Here is a 19,731-nt window from a genome sequence, read left to right on the forward strand (position 1 = left end):
CCACAAACTCACTGTGGCGTATGCAATTTCGTCGGGATCAGGATTTTGGGGTCCGATTTGTCCCGGCTATAGGCAGGATTGAGGGCGCGGTCCGCAAAGGTCAGCGTCCCATGCAGCCTGCGCAAGTTATTCTTCTCCTGTTCGAAGCGTTTCCTTCGCTCACCGGATTTATCCGATCCCCGCGACAGGGATTCATGGTGATAGAGGCAGGCAAAGGGTGTCCATATGATGCGGAACCCGGCCTTGTGGGCGCGCAGGCAATAGTCGACGTCGTTATAGGCGACCGCGAAATTCTCTTCGTCGAACAAGCCGATGGCGCGGGCGCAGTCGCCGGAAATCAACATGACCGCACCGGTCACGCAGGTCATCGAATTGCGGACATGCAGCCTGTTCATCGGGCCGCCGAATTCCCTGGGCTTGCTCATATACCAATGACCCGCGAGCCCACCGAAGCCGACGACGACGCCGGCATGCTGTAGCTTGTTGTTACCGTAGAGCAGCTTGGCGCCGACAATGCCGGTTCCCTCATAGGCGAGGCAGGTCACCATCTCTTTCAGCCAGCCCGGCTCGATGATTTCGACGTCGTTGTTGAGGATCAGACGGTGCTCGCCCGTGGCGGTGCTGAGGCCACGATTGACCGAGCGGGAGAAATTGAACTGTTCCGGCATGATCGAGGCGGAGAACTGCGGGTAGGTCTGGCGGTAATGATCGTAGAGATCGAGGACGGCCTGGTCCGAGGAGCCGTTGTCGACGACCAACACTTCGAAATTCGCATAGTCCGTGCGTTCGAAGATATCCTTCAACACGCGGGAAATCAGATCGAGGCTATCCTTGCTGGGAATGATGATCGAAATCTTGGGCCAGGAAGCCTCCGGCCGGTCGAACATGACGCGATGCAGGGTGTCTGTCAGCGCCTCTTCCACGCGAATGGGCTGCTGGCGGAGCGCGAACCGTTCGGAGAGCGCCTTGCGGGCATTGGCAGTTGCCGCGTCCATGAACTTGCGCGAATAGGTGCGGCCGTTGCGCCGCCACCAATAGGCCGGGTAGGGCAGGTGTAGGACGGTATCGTCCGGCAATCCTTCCAGATAACGCAGCAACAGGTCATAATCCTGTGAGCCATCATAGCCTATGCGCAGATAACCGATCTCCTGGAGCCGGCTCCGGCGATAGATGGAGAAATGATTGATGTAGTTGACACCCGTCAGGAGCACGGGATCGTAAGCCGGCTTCAGCATCAGTCCTGTGGGCCTCAGCGTGTCGTCGACCACCAGTTCGTCGGTGTAGAGAAAATTGGTATTCGGGTTTTGCTCGAAGACATGCCGCATAACCTTGAACGCATGCGGCGCGATCATGTCGTCGTGGTCCAGAAAGGCGACCCATAGGCCACGGGCCTGAGACAACCCGGCATTGGTGGCAGCCGCTATGCCGCCATTGCTGCCGTTCACAACGAACCGGATATTGTCCTTCGATTTCTGCGTCTCATACCATTGCTTTGTTTCCGGCGAGGTCGATCCGTCGTCGCTGAGAATGAGTTCCGTGCCCTGTTCGTTTTGCGATTCGAACGATCGGACGAGATCGTCGAGGTAGCGGGGCGGGGCATTATAAACCGGCACGACGACGCTGAGCCAGATTCCGGACGTTGCGGAAACGGGCGAAGGGGCGAGGTCTGCGGCCAGCCGATAGCTCGCTTCCGCATATTGTATCGTCCTGCTTGGCGAACGTTTTCCGAATGCCATCTTCGGCATTTTCGTCCAGTATTGCGGCAGTTTTCCGAGATCCACGCGCTCGGCCGGCCCATGGGCGCCAAGCAAGGCGGCGATGTGCTTCTCGGCTGATTTCGCTGAGGAAAACGCCTTGACCTCGAAGCCGAGCGTTGTGGGAAACGTCGCCGGGTCGGCGCGCAGGGCGCAGATGGTGCCTATAGTCCCAACGTCAGCCGTGACAACGAAGCGGCTCCCGGCCGGCAGCGTGACCGTATCCTTCTCGCGGAAACCACGACCACGATTGATATAGAATTTCGGATCTACGGCCTCATCGGTGGCGGCGATATGAATGACGACATGCTTTTTTCTGACGGGCGCAAATCTGATCTCGAAGGCAGGATCGTCCCCAAGCGACTTCCATAAATTGGAATTCGCTTCCGGCGAAATCTCGCGTTCAAGGTCGGCGTTCGGTAAAATCTTGAGTGTCATTGATCCCTGGGTATCCAAACAGCCGGCAGTAAAGAGCGCTTGCATGGTCGATTCATGCTATGCTGCCAAGCGCATCGAAACGTATGCCGGGAAACGCCGTCGTCGCGCTTTGCCGCATTTTTTCTATGGATTTCATCGTGGCATTGCGCGCGATCAACCGTCGATCGCGATCGCTCACGAGCTGGTCGATCGCCGCCAGCCATTCCTCCGCTGTGTTGCCGATGTGGATTTCTCCAGCGACGGCGCAGCGGGCGAATGTCGGGCATCGGGAAAATATTGCGGCGGCACCCATGCGGCTGATATCGATCCGCTTGGTGTCCGACCGACTATCATTGGTCTTGCCGACCAGGAGCGGCGCCAGGGCGATATCCGCGCCTTGATCAGTGGTTTTTGCGAGATAGGACGCCCAGGGCAATGGAAGGCTTATGGTCGTTCGCGCCGGGTCGATGTCCTGGCGGCTCCATTGGCGCGCAAGGCTGCCCTCGGCGAAAACCTCGAAATGCAAATTCCTGTGCTTGTCCATTGCCATCTTGACGATGGGCATCAGGAACTCGTGCTCTCGGCGATGAACACCCGTCCCATGATAGATCATCTTCAGCGGCGCGGAGGCTTCACCGGCGATTTCGGACGATCTCCGGCCCGGATCCGCTGGCATCGGCGCAAGAATCTCGATCTTTTTATGTTTATTTGCCAGCGTGTCCGCCAGGGTCTCCGTCGATGTCCACAGATGCGTGAGCAAGCGGTTGACGCGCGGAAGCGGCCGGACGGCGAGATTGAGCAGGGTGAATTTGTAAGGCCAGGTCGCCTCGTCTCCCGCAACGACCGCAGGGATATCATCGTCAATGAAATAGGCTACCCCCGCCAAGCTACGACGCCTGTCTTCCAGCCAGCGCAGTTGCGGTTCCTTGATATAGCGGCAGATAATGACGAAGAGCCCTTCGCTATCAAGGTCTTCCAATCCTTCGTCGAGCCCCTTCATGATGATGGGGATATCGGTGAGGGCCTTGGTTCGTTCGTCCAGATAATAGCTGACGCTTGGATTAGGGTATCGCGACAATACGAGAAGCCGCTTGGCAGCGGTAGGCGCAACATCAGCCGGTGCCGGGGAAAGCCGTGGCCGTGGAAGCAATCCGTAGATGATGTTACGCAGGATTTGCATGGAGGACCGACCGGGAGAAATCACGAGAGACGATTTCGCAGGGCCGTCAGCAGGCCGACGACAATGCCCCAGATGGCAATGGTTGCAGCCAGAACAGCGCCGATCCACAGCGCGCGCTTGGGATATTTAGCCTCGTCGGGCAGGTTCGGAGCCAGGAACGTATCGAGATAAAGCAGTTGCTGCTTACTGACGAACTGCACTTGCTCCAGTGTTTTCATACTGGCCGCAAACTGTTGTTCGGCCAGGGTCTGCTCCAGCTCTCGCTGAGACATGTCGACCGACACGTCGGCCAGGTTTTGCTCGGATTTTCCCTGTCCGGCCACCTGCCTGTTCAGATCGTCCAATTGCTTTTGCTTGCTTTCGATCTCGCGCTTCAGCACCCGCATCTGTGGTGCCGTGGGCGATACGTTGCCTAGCAGCGCATCGTATCGCTGCTGGAGATTGATCCTGTCCGTCTGCACGGTTGTGATCAGGCTCGTAAAGATCGCCGATGATCCCGCAACGCTGAGGACGCCGGTTTGATTGCGAGCGAGTTGAAGCTGTTCCCGGGTTTTCTGCAATTGGTTTTTTGCATTGTCCAGATTGGCCTGAGCGGTGGTGATGACATCGCGCCAGATACGGTTGTTGACATCGTTGACCACGATTTCGGACGCGGCGACCACCTCCTGCAATACCTTCTGCGCGTCGGTGGCCGAAAAGGCACGAACCTTGACCGTCACGATACCACTGGTCGCGTCGGTCTTGATGGCGACCATGTCCTCCCAATAATCGAGCAGCTTTTCCGTCGAGGCATCGCGTCTGAGCCTCGCCAGCGGATCGATGTCCGAGTTTCCATAGAGCTTCTGGAAATCGACCTTGGACTGGAGGGCGGCCACCATGTCCTTGCTGGCAATGAAATTCGTGACGATCTGCGTATCCTGGGCGATTTGCGCTGACGGCAGGCCCGTGACCTTGGCGAGTTGATCCTTACCAAGCGCCGGCGTCGAGGAACGGACGGTAAAACGCGTTTCGGATTGATATTGATCCACGGCGATGCACATGAAGTAGTAGACCGAAACGATATTCGGAATGACAATAATCAGCACCGCGGCAGCCAGTATCAGCCGTCCGATGATTTGCTCCAACGGACGGGGACGCAGTCCGACTGCTTTGAAAAGCTGGCTTCGCTTCGATGTCGAGAAACGCAACTTGCGCGCGGTCACGGACAGCTTCGCGGCAACATCGCGGCTGTGCTGAATCGCGCTGAGCTGAACAGAGTCAGACGTCTTTCCGCTATCGTGAGCCATATGGGACCTTGTTGCCACTCTGCCGCATCTTACCTGTTCAATCTATAATAGGCTTCAATCGCCTGCTCGACCTTGTCGAAAACCATAAGTCTGCCGTCGACGAGCACCATACCCTTATCGCAGTGCTTTTTGATCATGCCCATACTATGCGAGATCATGATGATATCCGAATATTTTCGGCGGCTCTCGAAGGCAGCGCGGCAGCGTTCCTGAAAGCGGGCATCGCCTACGGAGAGAACTTCGTCGACCAGATAGCACTCGAATTCGATGGCCATGGAAAGCCCGAAGGCTAATCGCGCGCTCATGCCGGAGGAATAGGTGCGCACCGGCGCATTGATATAGTCACCCAACTCCGCGAATTCTTCGACGAAACGCGAGACCCGCCTGACGTCCTCTCCATAGGCGCGGGCGACAAAGTGGAGATTTGCCTTGCCCGTCATGAAGGGGTTGAAGCCGCTGGCGAAACCCAGGGGCCAGGACACCCGTACGTCCTTGGTTATCTTGCCTGAATTTGCCAGCATCGTGCCGGCGATCATCCGCATAGTCGTCGACTTTCCCGCGCCGTTGACGCCGAGAAGGCCATAGGAATAGCCCGACATGAATTCGCAGCTCACGCGATCCAGGATTACTTTCTTGCCATTTTGTGTCTTGAAGTGTTTCGACACGTTCTTGAAGCGGATCATCGGTCGTCTCTCACTATATCCGGTGATCCTCCACGGACGCCCAAATCAGCGAAAGGGTCATCCAGATAACGGAAAGGGCAAGCAGTATCATCAACGGGGTAGTGAACCGATGTGGAAAGATGGCCTCATCCGGAAGCGTCGGATTGACGAAAACGGCGAGATAAAGCGTCTTTCGAAGCGCCTCGGCAAGCACCGTGTCGTAATTCCTTTGAGAAGCCTCATAGAGCTTCTCCGCGATCATCCGGTTCGTGTCCAGCTGGGAGTATTCCAGCAATGCCTTGGAAAGGCTTGCATTTTCCGGGCCCGTCAACTCCAGTTTCATCTTGTCGATCTGATCCTGGAGACTTTGCTGAGCAAGGGTCAGTTGCTGATAGGCCGGCGAACTATCCGCATTTGACTGCCGCATCACGAACAGGCGCGTTTCGAATTCGAGCTTCTGCGTAAGCAGTCCCGTCAGAAGCGTGCTGCTGCTGGTGGCCTGCGTCTCCGGACTGAGAAGTCCGGATTGATGCTGAAACAGGTTGAGCGCGGTCAAGGTGTCGCTATAGGCTTTTCCGTTTTTCTCGACGTCGCCCCGCATGCTCTGCACGATGTCGTCGCGCGCGCGCTGCGAAAGCTGGTTGATCAGCAACTCGCTCTCCTGGATGATGGCCAGGGAGAGCTTGACGGAATCATCGGGCGTGAATGCGCGCACCTTCAGGGTAATGATGCCTGAGGAGACGTCGATGTAGGCGCTGACGTGATTTGCCCAATAGTCCAGAAATTCCTCGTCGGATTGCGAAGCGCGAAATCGAGAGAGAAAATCCGCATCATGCCGCACAAACATGGATCGGTAGTCGAGCTTCTCGCCAATCCGCTTGAGGATTTCCGTCGAGTGAATAAAGCTCGTAACGACGTAGGCGTCTTGCGAGGCGGAGCGCATGTTGAGAAGGCCAGAGGGCCCGGAGCTATTGTCGGATGATGTACCATCGCCCTTGTCGCTCGAACCGGTGCTGGAAAGCGAGCGAACGGCGAAGCGAGCTTCGGCGACATACTGATCCGAAGCAATGAAGATGTAATAGACCGAGCACACCAGAAACGGCAGGATCGCGAACAGTAAGAAGGTGATGAGCCTGATCGGTGGTTTTCCACCGGTCTGAAGCTCCGGGTCCTGCATGCCAGGCGCCGGTACATACTCGATCTCTTCCAGATCGGTACGTTCGCGACGCTCCGGGACCCATCGCCGAAACAATGACGGCAGAACATGACGAGCCGGCTTTACTTGCGGATACTGCTGATCGACCGTCTCTTCAATGACTGTTTTGGGCATGTCGGCTTGCACTCGTGTTCAGCAATTTCGGCGCGGTTGGTTTCATCGCCTCACGCACATAATGATCAAAGATCAAATCTTCTTCGAGCATTAGTTCGGCAATATGCAACGAACGCAATCTCGTAGCAACGTCTTCAAGAGCGGTATGCCTTGACAGTAACGGAAGGTCGCCGATCGAAATGCCAAATAGTTCACCTATCGCGTCTTGAAAATGAATGCTGTTGGTATCGTGTCCGACCACGGTGAAGCGGGAAAGCAGGTCGATCGCGGCTGCGACATCGCCGCGGGTTGCCAGTTGCTCCGGCGTGGTTGTGACGAGTTGGCGGGTGACGGGCGAGACCAGAACATTCGTGACGTTCTGCGGCGCTTTCTTCAGTGCGGTTTTAAGCGACGCATCGCTTTCGAGATCGACTTCCGCGAAGTGTTCCGCCGCGGGCGCCAGGATGATCTTGTCGCGGTCGCCGAAGAAGGAGATCTGGGTTTTCGCCATGCGCTTCAGGAGAAAGATACGCAGGGCCAGCTCGTAATAGGGATCGGTCAGCAGGACGATTGCCTTGAAGCCCTTGTCGAGGAACTCCTCATAGTTCCGCAACAGCAAGCGTCCGCTGATGTAAATCGACTTGATGGCATTGAGATGAAAGGCCTGAAGAGCCGTCTCATGGCCGAAGCGTTCCACCGACGACAGCTCATACTGAAAATGACGACCGCAGTGATAATCGAATTTGACCATCGGCAGGAGTTGCGTTTCCAGCCGCAAGATCTTCTGGGGGACCAGTTGTGATACTTGCGGTCGCCGATAGATCAGCAATCCCGACTTGGCGTCGTGAATCATGAGTGTACTGCGCTCGGCGAGATCAGGAATGATCTTCGTATCGAGTTTGAAGCCAACCCGGCCGTTCTCGTGGCGGCCCGAATCAATGACGGCCTGCTTGAGCTGATCGCAGGGCAGAACCATCAGGTCGCCGTTCGCATCCGACACCCTGATGTGCGGCATATCGGAGAACCCGTCCGGGATAAGATAACCCTCGAGAACCGTGCCGCGATCATATTCGAGATTAAACAGCACGAATGCCTCCAGGCGTCCTGGCCCGTTCGGCGGGGAGGGCGCGTTGGCCTTCAAGAACCATCAAATTGTCGTCTGTGTCTTCAAACACGTTAAGATCGTCCCAAATGCCCTGGCGCTCGATGCCGGCATGCGTGTTCTCTTGTCACGAAGCAGCAGACGCCTTGCGCGCCAGGAGAGAGAAAGATGGACCGCCGGGATGGTCCAAATTCTCATCCCTGATCACGATATCGTTGTATCCAAGCTTTTCCAACAGCATCAATATGTCGTCGCGATGCATCCAGAAATGCCGATCCTTCATGCCGCCGCAAAAGGATGCATTGGAGTTGGCGAGCTGGTAGCTGCGCTCATAATAGCGCACGGGAACACCCGCGATCGTCTTCGTTTCGATTTTGCCGCTGAAAGGACGTCGCCGCACGTCGCTTTCGGGCATGGCCTCATCGAGGAAAAAATGCGTCCAGATGAAGACGGCGTTGGTGCGGCTCGCCAGTCGTCGCAAGAATTCCCCAGGGTCGGCCATATGGTAGAGCACGCCGGAGGCGAGGGCGAAATCATAGACTTCGTCGTGCTCGGCAAGCCATGCCTGTATGTCGCCCAATAAGAATGAAGCACTATTGATATTGAGAATTTGCCTCGTTAGCAGGCATCTCAGAAAACAGAGCCGATTTGCTTCGATGGCGTCGATTCGAGCCGGCTGCTGGCGATCCAGCATATAGGTGTGCATACCTTCCAGCGGCCCGACCTCGAGAATCTTCTTTCCCTTGATGGAACCGAAGGTTTTCAAGGCCCAGTTGATGCGGTCATCCGCATAAAGAGGGAGATTTCCAGCTTTTAGCTTGAGGGCGGCAGGAAAGGCGCAACTCCAGCCCGGAAGAGCATCGATTGCATTCTGATGATCGGGTTTACCTTGTTCGTATTGATCGAATATCGCTCCGAGAGAGTTCTCCTGGGTCTTATTCTTGGATCGCTTTGGAAAGCCGAACATTGGCAAAACCTTCATTCTCATTAGCACTTCATCCCGGTTTCGAGGCACCTCCAGACCGGATCGAGCCGCTACATCGCGCAGTATGTGTTGCGCCCCGTAACCACTCTAATGATTCCATTTCGTTCGATCGCTTTTGCCGTGGCAAATCCTGCGAAGAACGATGCCGAAGTTTTACTCGTTCCTGATTGTCATGGTCGGCACCCATGTATCCGTCACGGTTTAGAGTTCGCAACTACGATAGGCAAGAGCTTGCTTATGAAAAGGAGGCGGTAAGGTAACGTCATTCAATTCGACTACAGTTGGGCTTTGCCTGCGGTCATTTCTTAACGGATACTTTTATCATTCAGTAAATATTAATTTAAATTTATACAAAACTACTGAGATAAATTGCGTTAGTGATGTTTTCAGCCTATGGGGCATAGGGTTGTGCGGCCGTTCGCGATTAAAGTGTGTTCACGAGATAGCGCACATTTTTTGGGGGCGTGTGTCTTGGATGGGCTTGTTGAGGAGCGTTCATTATGCTTTTCAAGGTGTCAACGGATTTGTGAATAATGCGCTGCTCTGACCGAGTCGGTTGTGACGGCTGATGTTAATTTGAGGTTATTCAATTGAATCGCGTAGCCGCGTTGTTAGTTTGCGTAGTTCTGGCGGGATGTAATTCCGTATCGAGCGAAGGGCCTTTGGCCGGTGCTATTGATGGCGACGCGGGGCGGTCCAGTGCTGAGCTCGGGCGCAAGAATGCGGCTGTTTTCGATCTCGTCGATATTGATAGCCGCTCGGCGCGTCTCGTTTCCGACTATGTCTCCACCGCGCTCAACCGCCGGTTCGGCATCGGCGGCGGTGTCGGACGTGTGGTCATCGGTGTCGGCGATGCACTGCGGGTGACCATTTTCGAGGCAGGCTCCGACGGGTTGTTTTCGACGGCTCAATCGAAGCAGGTGTCTTTGGACATCGTCGTCCAGCCGGATGGAACGGCGGCTATTCCCTATGCTGGCTCTGTGAGGTTCGCGGGCAAGACGCTGGAGCAGGCGCGCAAGGCGGTTCTGGCCGCGTTGGCGACCAAGGCGGTCGAGCCTGATGTGATTGTCACGAGCACTGGTACGGCATCGCGCACAGTGACCGTTTCCGGGGCTGTCGGTCGTCCCTCGCTGGTTCCCCTAGACCTGACCAGCGAAAAGATCACGCAGGTGATCGCCAAGGCGGGCGGACCGGTCACTCAGCCTTATGAAACGTCTGTCACGCTGGTTCGCGGCAACAAGATCGGCACTGCACTTCTGAAGTCGATCGTCGAGCACCCGTCCGAGGACATCTATGTCCAGCCCGGTGATCAGGTTTTCCTCGTCCGCGACCCGCGAACCTTTACCCTTATGGGCTCCGTCAAGGGTGACGGCCGTTTGGAATTCGGCGCCAATGACCTCAATCTTCTCGAAGCTGTCGCTTTGGGTCACGGCGCGACCGATGAATCGAGCAATGCCCAGGGGTTCTTCCTGTTCCGCTATGAAGAGCCGGATATCGTCAGGAGCCTGCTCGGCCCCGCCCGTTTCCAGGCGCTTCTGCAAAAGGGAATGGCGCCGGATTCCAAGGGCCGTTATCCGATCGTCTATCGATTTGACATGTCGCATCCCGACAGTCTCATCGTTGGGCAAACATTCCCGGTCAAGAGCCGTGACGTCATCTATGTATCGCGTCATCCCTCGGTCGACATCCGGAAGTTCCTGACGCTCGTCGGCTCCCCTCTTGGGATCGCCTCCCAGGGTGCCTCGACGGCAGCTAACCTAGGGCAGTAAATCCTGTGGGTGGGGGACGCCTGACTCCGCATGCTTCGCGCGTTGATCACCGTTCGGACACCGGCATCCGCATGATTTCGGCAGGTTGTTGTGTTGTCGAAGGATCAGAATTCATAAGAGATCGCGAAGATTTACAGGAGCCGGCAAGGCGCTGCCTGCATTTTTCCAAGTGTTGCTCCTCGATGATTTGAAAGCGAATGCGCGCCGACACTTTTTGTCGAAAGCGTCATCTTTGTTATCTGTTACTCAACGCGGCGTTCCGCACTTGATCTTTTTACGGGTGACAACTGGAGATAATTATGATGAGAACGTTTATTAGATGATGTTGGCTACTTTCATCCTGGGGCAGTTTAAAAAATAACGCCGAGAGATCATGACGATTGAAATTATCGGACGGGCGAGTATCGCCCCGGGGGCGGGTTCGATTGAAGAGCTGCAGCTCGTTCTCAAGGAAGGGCGTTGCACGGTTGGCCGCATTCCCGATGAACGCTGGGATCTAGCCCGTTTCTGGCATCCGGTCGTCGGCACTCAAGGAAAAACCTATAGCTACGCCGCCGGAATCATGGCGGACATCTACTCTTTCGACCCGACAGTCTTCGGCCTTTCGCAGCGCGAGGCGATGCAGATGGATCCGCAGCAGCGTATCCTTCTCAACCTCGTCTGGCGGGCTTTGGAAGATGCGAACCTGCCTGTCGATGGCTTTGAGGGTGAACGGGTCGGTGTCTATGTCGGCGCATCGTCGCTCGACCATGGCAATTTGACGGCCGAAGATCCGGCGTCTGGCAGCCCTTATTTCATGACCGGTAACACGCTTTCGATCGTTGCCAACCGCATTTCACATATTTTCGGCCTGCAGGGGCCGAGCATGACGATCGACACGGCTTGTTCGTCGTCGCTTGTGGCGCTCGATCAGGCGGTGAGGGCTTTGGAGAGCGGTGACATCGACACTGCGATCGTCGGCGGCATCAACCTTCTGCTCCACCCGCTTTCCTTCGTCGGCTTTGCCCAAGCGCGTATGCTATCGCCGGAAGGCCTTTGTCGGGCCTACGACGATAATGGCCGTGGCTACGTCCGTGCGGAAGGCGGCGCGGCCATCATTCTGCGCAGGACCGATCGCGCCCTACGCGAAAAGGATCGCAGTTACGCCCGCATTCACGCGGTCGGGGTCAACTCCTCCGGCCGCACGAATGGTATCTCGCTGCCGTCGCGGGAGGCGCAAGCCGCTCTGCTGCGCTCGATCTACGAAGGCAAGAATATCGACGTCAACCGTATCGCCTTCATCGAAGGTCATGGCACAGGGACCAAGGTCGGTGATCCCGCCGAAGTCTGGGCGATCGGCGAAGTCATTGGCCGAAACCGACGGGCGCCCGTGCCGGTCGGCTCGATCAAATCCAATATCGGCCACACCGAACCTGCCTCCGGCCTTTTCGGCCTGCTGAAGGCAATGATCGCGCTGGAGAACAATTTTCTGCCGGCGTCGCTGCATTTCGACCAGCCGAATGAGACGATCGATTTCGAAGGATTGAACGTTCGGGTCAACACATCGGCCATCGAGCTTCTTCCGGCGAAACGCCCGCGCTTTGCGGGCATCAATTCTTTCGGCTTCGGCGGCACCAATGCCCATGTCGTCATCAGCGATCCCGACCCGATTGCTCCACCCGAGCCGCAGATGCGGGGCGACGGCACCATTTTCGTCGCGAGCGCACACACGGCCTCGGCACTTTCGAGGCTGCTTGAGGACTATAAGACCAGCCTGACCTATGCGGAGCCCAAGGAGGCCCGGCAGATCGTCGCGTCCGCCGCGGCCAATCGCGAGCCCTTGCGCCACCGTTTTGCGGCCAAAGCGAAGGATAGTGCGGCGGTACTAACGGCGATCGATGCGCATTTGTCCGGCGAGGCTTCCATCGGTGAAACCGGGGAAGTACCGGGCCAGACCGTCAAGATCGCCTTCGTCTTTTCCGGAAACGGCTCGCAATGGGCGGGAATGGGCGTCGAAGCCTATCAGGAAAACCGCCATTTCCGGCAATGTTTCCAATCATTCAGCGCGCTCTTCGAGTATTATATTGGCGAGAAGCTGACGGACATTCTGGTTTCGGACGGCCTGAGCTTGCGGCTTGCCGATACCAAGATCGCGCAGCCCCTGCTGTTTGCCGTTCAGGCTTCGCTGTCGGATTGCCTGGCGGCGCTTGGCGTGAAGCCCGATGTTGTCTTCGGCCACTCGGTCGGCGAAATCGCCGCCGCTTATGCGGCCAAGGCACTGACGGCTGCCGAAGCGGTCGCGATCGTCGCCAAGCGCTCGTTGCATCAGGATCTCCTTGCCGGCGCGGGCAAAATGGCTGCTGTCGTTCTCAACGAGGACGCCGCACTCGCTTTCGCTAAGTCGAATGGTCTCGACGAAATCTGCATCGCAGCGATCAATGCGCCGAATTCGGTCACGATTTCCGGTCCTGTCCACGAGATCGAGGCGTTCAAGGATGCCGCCCGCAAAGCGCATATCGTCGCGCATATACTCGATATCAATTACCCCTTTCATCATCCGATCATCGACCGGGCGAAGGACGCATTCCTGGCGGATCTGCCGGATGTCGCGCCGGACGCTGGTGCGGGTTCGTTCATTTCAACGGTGACCGGTGAGCTCCATGACGGTCGTCTGCTGGATACCCAATATTGGTGGCGCAACGTTCGTGATCCCGTGCTTTTCAAGGTTGCCTGTCAGGCGGCGATGGCCATGGGATGCAACCTGTTCATTGAGATCGCACCGCGTCCAATCCTCTCGAACTATGTGATGGAGATCGCCAAGCAGGCGTCCGTCCAGGTGGTTGCGATACCGACACTGCTGCGCGAGGCGCCGGTCCCTGGCCGAGATCCCGTTTCGCAGTCCTTCGCGCGCGCTGTCGCCCATGGTGCGCCGGCACTGCGTTCGCGCGGAAGTGCGACGCGCAATGCCTTCGTCAAGCTGCCGCCCTTGCCGTTCGAACCGGTCGAGCTGCGTTCGCAGCCGACAACTGATGAGATCGACATTTTCGGTCGCGACGGCAAGAGCCCCTACACCTTGCTCGGCTGGCGCACGGACCCCAACGGCTCCAGCTGGAAGAACCATCTGGACGCGCATCTGTTCGCCGATCTTGCCGAGCATGTCGTTGATGGCAAGGCGATCCTGCCGGGCAGTGGCTTCATCGAGATCGCCGTTACCGCCATTCAGCAATATTACGAGGCCGATGAGGTCGAGATCGGCAACCTCGAGATCCTGAGGCCCCTGGAACTGCGCCAGGACCGCATGGTGGAGCTGTCGACCATCCTGTCGCCTGAGACCGGCAACATCGAGATCCGCTCGCGCGAGCGGCTGAGCAATGACGACTGGACCGTCCATGCCGTCGCACGCGGCCGCAAGCCGATCGACCTCGGCGTGATCGAGGAGCGAGCCCAGCGTCGGTCCGAGGGTCGGAAGTCCATCCTGACCTCCGAGAAGACTTACGACACAGCGGAGCGTTTCGGTCTGCAATACGGCCCACATTTCCAGCTTCTGTCGAAGGCTGTCGCTTTCGGCCATGACGTCATCGAAGTAGACCTAAAGCGGGCCGCTGCTCCCAGTCACCCTTTCGCGAGCTACAATCTCAATCCGATGTCGGTCGATGCGGCGTTCCATGGTCTCGTCGCGCTGTTCGAACAACTGTCCGGCGATGAGGCCGGCGCTCCCTATATTCCGGTTCGCTTCGGCACCGTGCGTGTTTCGGGCAAGGGAAGGCGGATCGCCAAAGCTGTCATAGAGATCGATCGGTTCAGCCGTAATTCGATCAAGGCCCGTTTCCGCATGCTGGATGCCGAAGGCGGTCAGATCGCCGTTTTTGACGACTGCCGCTTCCGCCGCACCTATCTGCGCCGTCATACAACGCTTGCCTCTGTCGCGTTCCACTATGAGACCGTGCCATCGGCAATCTTCGGACGTCGGCCTGGTTCGGACATGGCGCTGCCGGATGCCTCGGTGCTGCAAAACTCTTCGGGGACGCATCCGCTCAACAATGCGACACTGCTTCTCGATGCGGCCATCTATCGGGCATGCCATGAGATCGCGCTGGCGGTTGCGGGCAAAGGGGGCGTAGTCTCGCTTTCCGACCTTTCTGACGAAGCTGAGTTCCGGTCGTTCCTGGTCAACTGCCTCTATATTCTGGAGGATGCCGGTATTGCCTCGGCAGGGGACGACGAGTGGCGCGTGCCGCTCGATTTTACCTTTCCGCCAGTAAGCGAAGTCCTGCGGGAGCTTTACCATGAGGATGCAGGGCGGGTTGCCGAAGCCGTTCTCGTCAACAATGCCTATCGTGAGGCGTTGGAGCGTCTCGCCACAATCCATAAACATGTCCTTGGCCAGTCACCAACCAAGACAGCCGTTCATGCGGTGGGCGGGGCGACTCTGGAGCATGTGCTCATTCACGCTCCTCTGAGCGGCAAGCGACTTTTGATCATCGAAGAAGCGCTGACAGCATCCATGGAGGCCAATCCTGGTATCATCGGCCATATTCTGGAGGCAGGTTCGACATCCGCGGCTTTCAGCCAACGGCTGGCCGCGATTGCCGCCAAGGCCGGTGCCGGTCTGATCATTGCCGAGCCACGGGAGCAGGTGCGCCGCGCGCTTGAAATCGCCTTCGAGCGGGATGCGCATGTCATCGTCACGGAGCCTGCTAAGCTTGCAGATCAGCCGCTTGCGGATATCATTGTCGCTTCCGGCGATCAGAGCCAGTATCTGCTGTCTCGCGATGAAGGGTTGAAAGCCGCCATCCGTGCCGCTGCGTTGCGCAATGCGCAGTTCCTGTTCGCCGATCGCGCTCCAAGCGCCTTTAATGATTTTGCCTTCGGTCTGTCGGACGGATGGTTTGCCGGCAGTCAGTCGCCGGAATTTCCCGTTGACCAGCTCGGCACGCCGCAACAGGTCGAGGATATCTTCGCAGCGCTTGGTTTCGGCAAGGCGGAAATCGAAGAGAAGGTCTTTCCGGAAGGCGTGCTGATCACGGCAAGGGCCGTGTCTGAACATCAAGCGGTCGACGCTGCCACCTTGCCAGATGTGGATGCACCGCTCCTCGTTCTGTCCGAGTGTGGGGCTCCTTCTATTGGGATCTCCAATACGCAGACCACCGTAATCGACGTCGGAACCACGCTTCTGGATCTCGGCGATGTCGTAACGTCGCTCGAACATCATCCGGTTCGCGTTCTCTACGCGGCGGAACGGGAGGGCGATCGTGACGCGTCCGACCTGACGCTGATACGGCTGCGGACGTTTGCGAAACTGGCGGATGCCTTGGCGCGTCGCGCTGATGGCGACAGGCCACGACTGGTGATTATCGCTCCGGGCGGCTCGCCGCTGGCCAAGGAGCGGATTGATAGTGCCAATGCCGGCCTTTGGGCCTTCGCGCGCGTGCTGCAGAACGAATACGACGTCTTTGATGTGCATCTCCTGGATGCCGAAACGGATGACAAGCGGGCGATCGCGGCCGTGGAGACCATCCTTGTCGCCAAGACCGACAACAGGGAATGGGTGCTGGATCGGGCGACCGGCGAAGTCCGCGAGATTCGCGCTGCGGCCGGTCCTTTTGCCTCGACCGATATGAGCCGTCGTGATGTCTCGGCAGCCACCATCCGGCAGCATACGAGCGGCCGCGTCGATAGCGTTGCTTGGGAGGAGACGAACCCACCGTTGCCGTCTGATGGTGAGTTGATTGTCGCGGTCGAAGCCACCGGCCTCAATTTTCGCGATGTCATGTGGGCAATGGGCCTGCTTCCGGAAGAGGCGCTGGAGGACGGGTTTGCCGGCGCCACGATCGGCATGGAATTCGCCGGCCGGGTTCTCGCGACTGGATCCGCCGTCGATGATATCCAGCCGGGCGACAAGGTTATGGGGATCGGCCCTGCTGCGTTTTCAACCCATGTGCGGGTGCGCCGCGATGGCGTGACCAAGCTGCCGGAAAAGATGGAGACCGTTGCCGCGGCTACGGTGCCTGTCGCCTTCCTGACTGCTTATTATGCAATGGTCGAGCTCGGGCGTATTCAACCTGGCGAGACGATCCTGATCCATGGCGCGGCCGGCGGTGTCGGCCTCGCTGCGCTTCAGATTGCCAAGCTCAAGGGCGCCAAGGTGATCGCCACCGCGGGCACGGTCGAGAAGCGCCGTTTCCTGGATATGCTGGGAGCTGACCATGTGCTTGATTCCCGCTCATTGGATTTTGTTGCGGGCGTGCGCCATCTCACGCGCGGCGAAGGTGTCGATCTCGTACTGAATTCTCTGTTTTCCGAAGCGATGGAGCGCAGCATCGAGCTGGTCAAGCCGTTCGGACGCTTCCTGGAATTGGGCAAGCGCGACTATTACTCCGACCGCAAGATCGGCCTACGTCCCTTCCGCCGCAACATCAGCTATTTCGGCATCGACGCCGACCAGTTGCTGGTCAGCGCTCCGGCCCTCACGAAGCGGATTTTTGCCGAGATTGGTGAACTCTTTGCCGCCGGCAAGCTGACGCCGCTGCCCTATCGTGCCTTTGGCTACGACGAGATCGGCAGTGCTTTCCGGCTGATGCAGAACGCCGGTCATATCGGCAAGATTGTCGTCCGCCCGCCTGTTCTGGGTATCGACCGTGTCTTGCCGGCTCCCGCCAAATCGCTGCGGCTCGACTCTGATGGTATTTTCCTCGTAGCAGGCGGCATTGGCGGCTTCGGTCTCGCCGCCGCCGATTGGCTGGTCTCCAAGGGTGCGCGCCGCATCGCGCTGTGCTCGCGCCGGGGCGTAGCCGATGAGGAGACGCTGAAAGCTGTTGGTGAATGGGAAAAGAAAGGCGCGGTGACAACGCTGCATGCCTGCGACATCACCAATGAGGCGGCCGTCGAATCCCTGCTTGGCCTGCTTCGCTCCGAAGGTGCGCTGAGGGGTGTTGTTCATGCCGCGATGGTTCTGGACGATGCGCTGCTCGCCAACCTGACGCCGGAGCGCAACAGGCCTGTCATCGATGTGAAGGTTCGCGGCGCTGGTGTTCTCGATCGTTTGACCAGATACGACCGTCTCGATCTGTTCCTGCTGTTTTCCTCGGCGACGACCATGCTCGGTAATCCGGGGCAGGCGAATTATGTTGCCGCGAACGGCTATCTCGAAGGCTTGGCGCGCGCGCGCCGCGCTGCCGGGCTACCGGCGCTCGCTGTCGGCTTCGGCGCTATTGCCGACAAGGGATTCCTGGCCCGCAACGGCGAGGTCAATGAACTCCTGTCCAAGCGTATCGGCAAGGCCGCCTTGAAGGCACGCACTGCACTGGAGCAGGTCGAGCGCTACATGCTTGCCGATACCGGCAAGGTCGAGGCCGCCGCCGTCATGATCGCTGAAATCGATTGGAGCGCCGCCCGTATGCTGCCGATCGCCGGTCGGTCACTATTTGAGCCGCTGATGCGCCATGCGGGCAGCCATCAAACCCTGAACGACGGCGATACGATCGATCTCAGGGAACTGATCAAAGGCAAGTCCGAGGACGAGGCGCAGGCCGCTCTCCACACGCTCGTCGCCTCTGAAATCGCCGCGATCCTGCGGGTGACGGAAGATACGATCACGCCTGACAAGGTGTTGAAGGACATCGGCCTCGACAGTTTGATGGCGATGGAGCTTGGAATGAGCTTCCAGCAGAAGACCGGCTTCGACATTCCCTTGAGCGGTGTCGGGGAGGGGACAACGGTGAGTGATGTCGTCAGCCGCTTGTGCGATCGCGTCATGAACCGTAGCGGCGAGGAGGCGACAAATTCAGCGGTGGGTGAGGATCAGGTGGTCAGCCGTCTGGTGCAGAGCCATTCTCCGCAACAGAAGAAGGCCGCGCAGTCATGACGCAGGATGCCAACGACGATACTCCCGCGGGCGACCGGAAGAGCAGCCTGCTGGAGCAAATGCGTCGCGTCGGCGAATCCTCGGGACGCAATCGGGCCGAACGATTGAACAAGCAGACGCAGCAGCCGGTGCGCCAAGCCACGCGCTTTGAAGATTTACCGGAATACAAGCGTGTGATGACGCAGAAGATTGCCGGCGAAATGGCGGGTATCGCCAATCCCTTCTATCGCTCGCATGATGTTGCCGCTGGTGCTACGACCCGCATGGGCGGACGCGAGTTCATCAACTTCGCCTCCTACGACTATCTGGGCACCAACACCGACCCGCTGGTGACGGCCGGCGCCAAGGAGGCCATCGACCGCTTCGGCATCTCGGCTTCCGCGAGCCGTCTCGTCGCTGGAGAGCGGCCGGTGCATATCGAGTTGGAGCAGCGGCTTGCCAAGCTCTATGGCGTCGATGCCGCCGTCTGTTTTGTCAGCGGCTACCTGACCAATGTCGCGACGATCGGCTGCCTGATGGGCCCGCAGGACCTCGTCATTCACGACGAGTTCATCCACAACAGCGTGCTTGCCGGCGTCAAGCTTTCCGGCGCGGCGCGGCGTCTGTTCAAGCACAATGATGCCGAAAATCTCGAAAGCATCCTGAAGACGCTGTCTTCCGATTTTCGTCGTATCCTGGTGGTCGTCGAAGGTGTCTACTCCATGGACGGCGATGTCGCCGACCTGCCGGCATTGCTGGAGCTGAAGGCGCGTTATGGCTTCTGGCTGATGGTGGACGAAGCGCATGCGCTCGGCATCCTGGGCGCGAACGGCCGTGGCACTTTCGAACATTTCGGGCTCGATCCACGCGATGTCGACATTTGGATGGGAACGCTCTCCAAGACGACGTCGAGCTGTGGCGGCTATATCGCCGGCAGCAGCGCACTCGCTGATGTCCTGAAAGCAGAAGCGGGCGGCTTCGTCTACAGCGTCGGCTTGGCACCGGTTCTGGCAGCAGCGGCTATCGCCGGTCTGCAAATACTGGAATCGGAGCCAGAGAGGGCCGCGCGGCTCCGGCACAACGGTAATCTGTTCCTGGAATGCGCCAGGCAGGCGGGTCTCGATACTGGCCTGAGCCTCGGCTTCTCGGTCGTTCCCGTTCTCGTCGGCGATTCGTTGCGCGCCGTACAGCTTTCCAACGATCTGCTGAGTGAGGGCATCAATGTTCTGCCCATCATTCATCCGGCCGTGCCCGAGGGCATGGCGCGCCTGCGCTTCTTTATCACCTGCGATCACACCGAAGAGCAAATTCGTCATTCCGTCGCCGTAACTACCGGAAAACTCAAAGATTTACAGGATCGGAATTTCGGCCTAGGGTCCATCGACATGGACAAGGTGATGCAATTGTTGCCGACGCGCCAAACCTCCGGCGCATCATAACGTCAA

The 19,731-nt window shown here is 58.2% G+C and carries 10 protein-coding genes; 3 read left to right on the forward strand and 7 right to left on the reverse strand.

Translation table 11 applies throughout. From position 1 onward, the window contains the following. Positions 1–8: 8 nt before the first annotated feature. The 7 genes from HB780_RS32425 to HB780_RS32455 form a co-directional block, all read right to left on the reverse strand. Entirely contained in the window at positions 9–2,192 is a 2,184-nt protein-coding gene (locus HB780_RS32425) for a glycosyltransferase family 2 protein (RefSeq protein ID WP_183692570.1), read from the reverse strand. A 52-nt stretch (positions 2,193–2,244) separates the two neighbouring features. Further along, positions 2,245–3,351, reverse strand: coding sequence for a hypothetical protein (locus HB780_RS32430; protein WP_183692572.1), 1,107 nt, complete (start codon positions 3,349–3,351; stop codon positions 2,245–2,247). Between the two features lie 20 nt (positions 3,352–3,371). Next, positions 3,372–4,553 carry a KpsE/RkpR family capsule polysaccharide export protein gene (locus HB780_RS32435; protein ID WP_286203102.1) on the reverse strand — a complete coding sequence of 394 codons (1,182 nt, stop codon included), beginning with the start codon at positions 4,551–4,553 and terminating at the stop codon, positions 3,372–3,374. A gap of 113 nt (positions 4,554–4,666) precedes the next feature. After that, positions 4,667–5,320, reverse strand: coding sequence for an ABC transporter ATP-binding protein (locus tag HB780_RS32440; protein WP_183692575.1), 654 nt, complete (start codon positions 5,318–5,320; stop codon positions 4,667–4,669). Positions 5,321–5,333: 13 nt separating this feature from the next. Then, positions 5,334–6,629 (reverse strand): KpsE/RkpR family capsule polysaccharide export protein, encoded by a 1,296-nt coding sequence (locus HB780_RS32445; RefSeq protein ID WP_183692577.1) that lies wholly within the window; start codon positions 6,627–6,629, stop codon positions 5,334–5,336. Then, a complete protein-coding gene (locus HB780_RS32450; RefSeq protein WP_183692579.1) occupies positions 6,610–7,695 on the reverse strand; it encodes a hypothetical protein in 1,086 nt (361 codons plus the stop codon). The genes HB780_RS32445 and HB780_RS32450 overlap by 20 nt, the downstream gene beginning before the upstream one ends. 142 nt (positions 7,696–7,837) lie before the next feature. Next, complete coding sequence (locus HB780_RS32455) at positions 7,838–8,698, reverse strand: class I SAM-dependent methyltransferase (RefSeq protein WP_286203103.1); 861 nt, start codon at positions 8,696–8,698, stop codon at positions 7,838–7,840. 587 nt (positions 8,699–9,285) lie between these two features. Here HB780_RS32455 and HB780_RS32460 point away from each other — a divergent pair. The 3 genes from HB780_RS32460 to HB780_RS32470 all read left to right on the forward strand — a co-directional run bounded on the left by HB780_RS32460 (position 9,286) and on the right by HB780_RS32470 (position 19,725). Next, the gene (locus tag HB780_RS32460; RefSeq protein ID WP_183692581.1) at positions 9,286–10,464 is read left to right on the forward strand and encodes a polysaccharide biosynthesis/export family protein; all 1,179 of its coding nucleotides are present in this window, start codon (positions 9,286–9,288) and stop codon (positions 10,462–10,464) included. Between the two features lie 373 nt (positions 10,465–10,837). Next, positions 10,838–18,307, forward strand: coding sequence for a type I polyketide synthase (locus HB780_RS32465; protein WP_183692583.1), 7,470 nt, complete (start codon positions 10,838–10,840; stop codon positions 18,305–18,307). Next, positions 18,304–19,725, forward strand: coding sequence for an aminotransferase class I/II-fold pyridoxal phosphate-dependent enzyme (locus HB780_RS32470; protein WP_183692585.1), 1,422 nt, complete (start codon positions 18,304–18,306; stop codon positions 19,723–19,725). The genes HB780_RS32465 and HB780_RS32470 overlap by 4 nt, the downstream gene beginning before the upstream one ends. The last annotated feature ends 6 nt before the right edge of the window (positions 19,726–19,731 follow it).

This window comes from Rhizobium lusitanum (genome assembly GCF_014189535.1).
Classification (GTDB): Bacteria; Pseudomonadota; Alphaproteobacteria; order Rhizobiales; family Rhizobiaceae; genus Rhizobium; species Rhizobium lusitanum_C.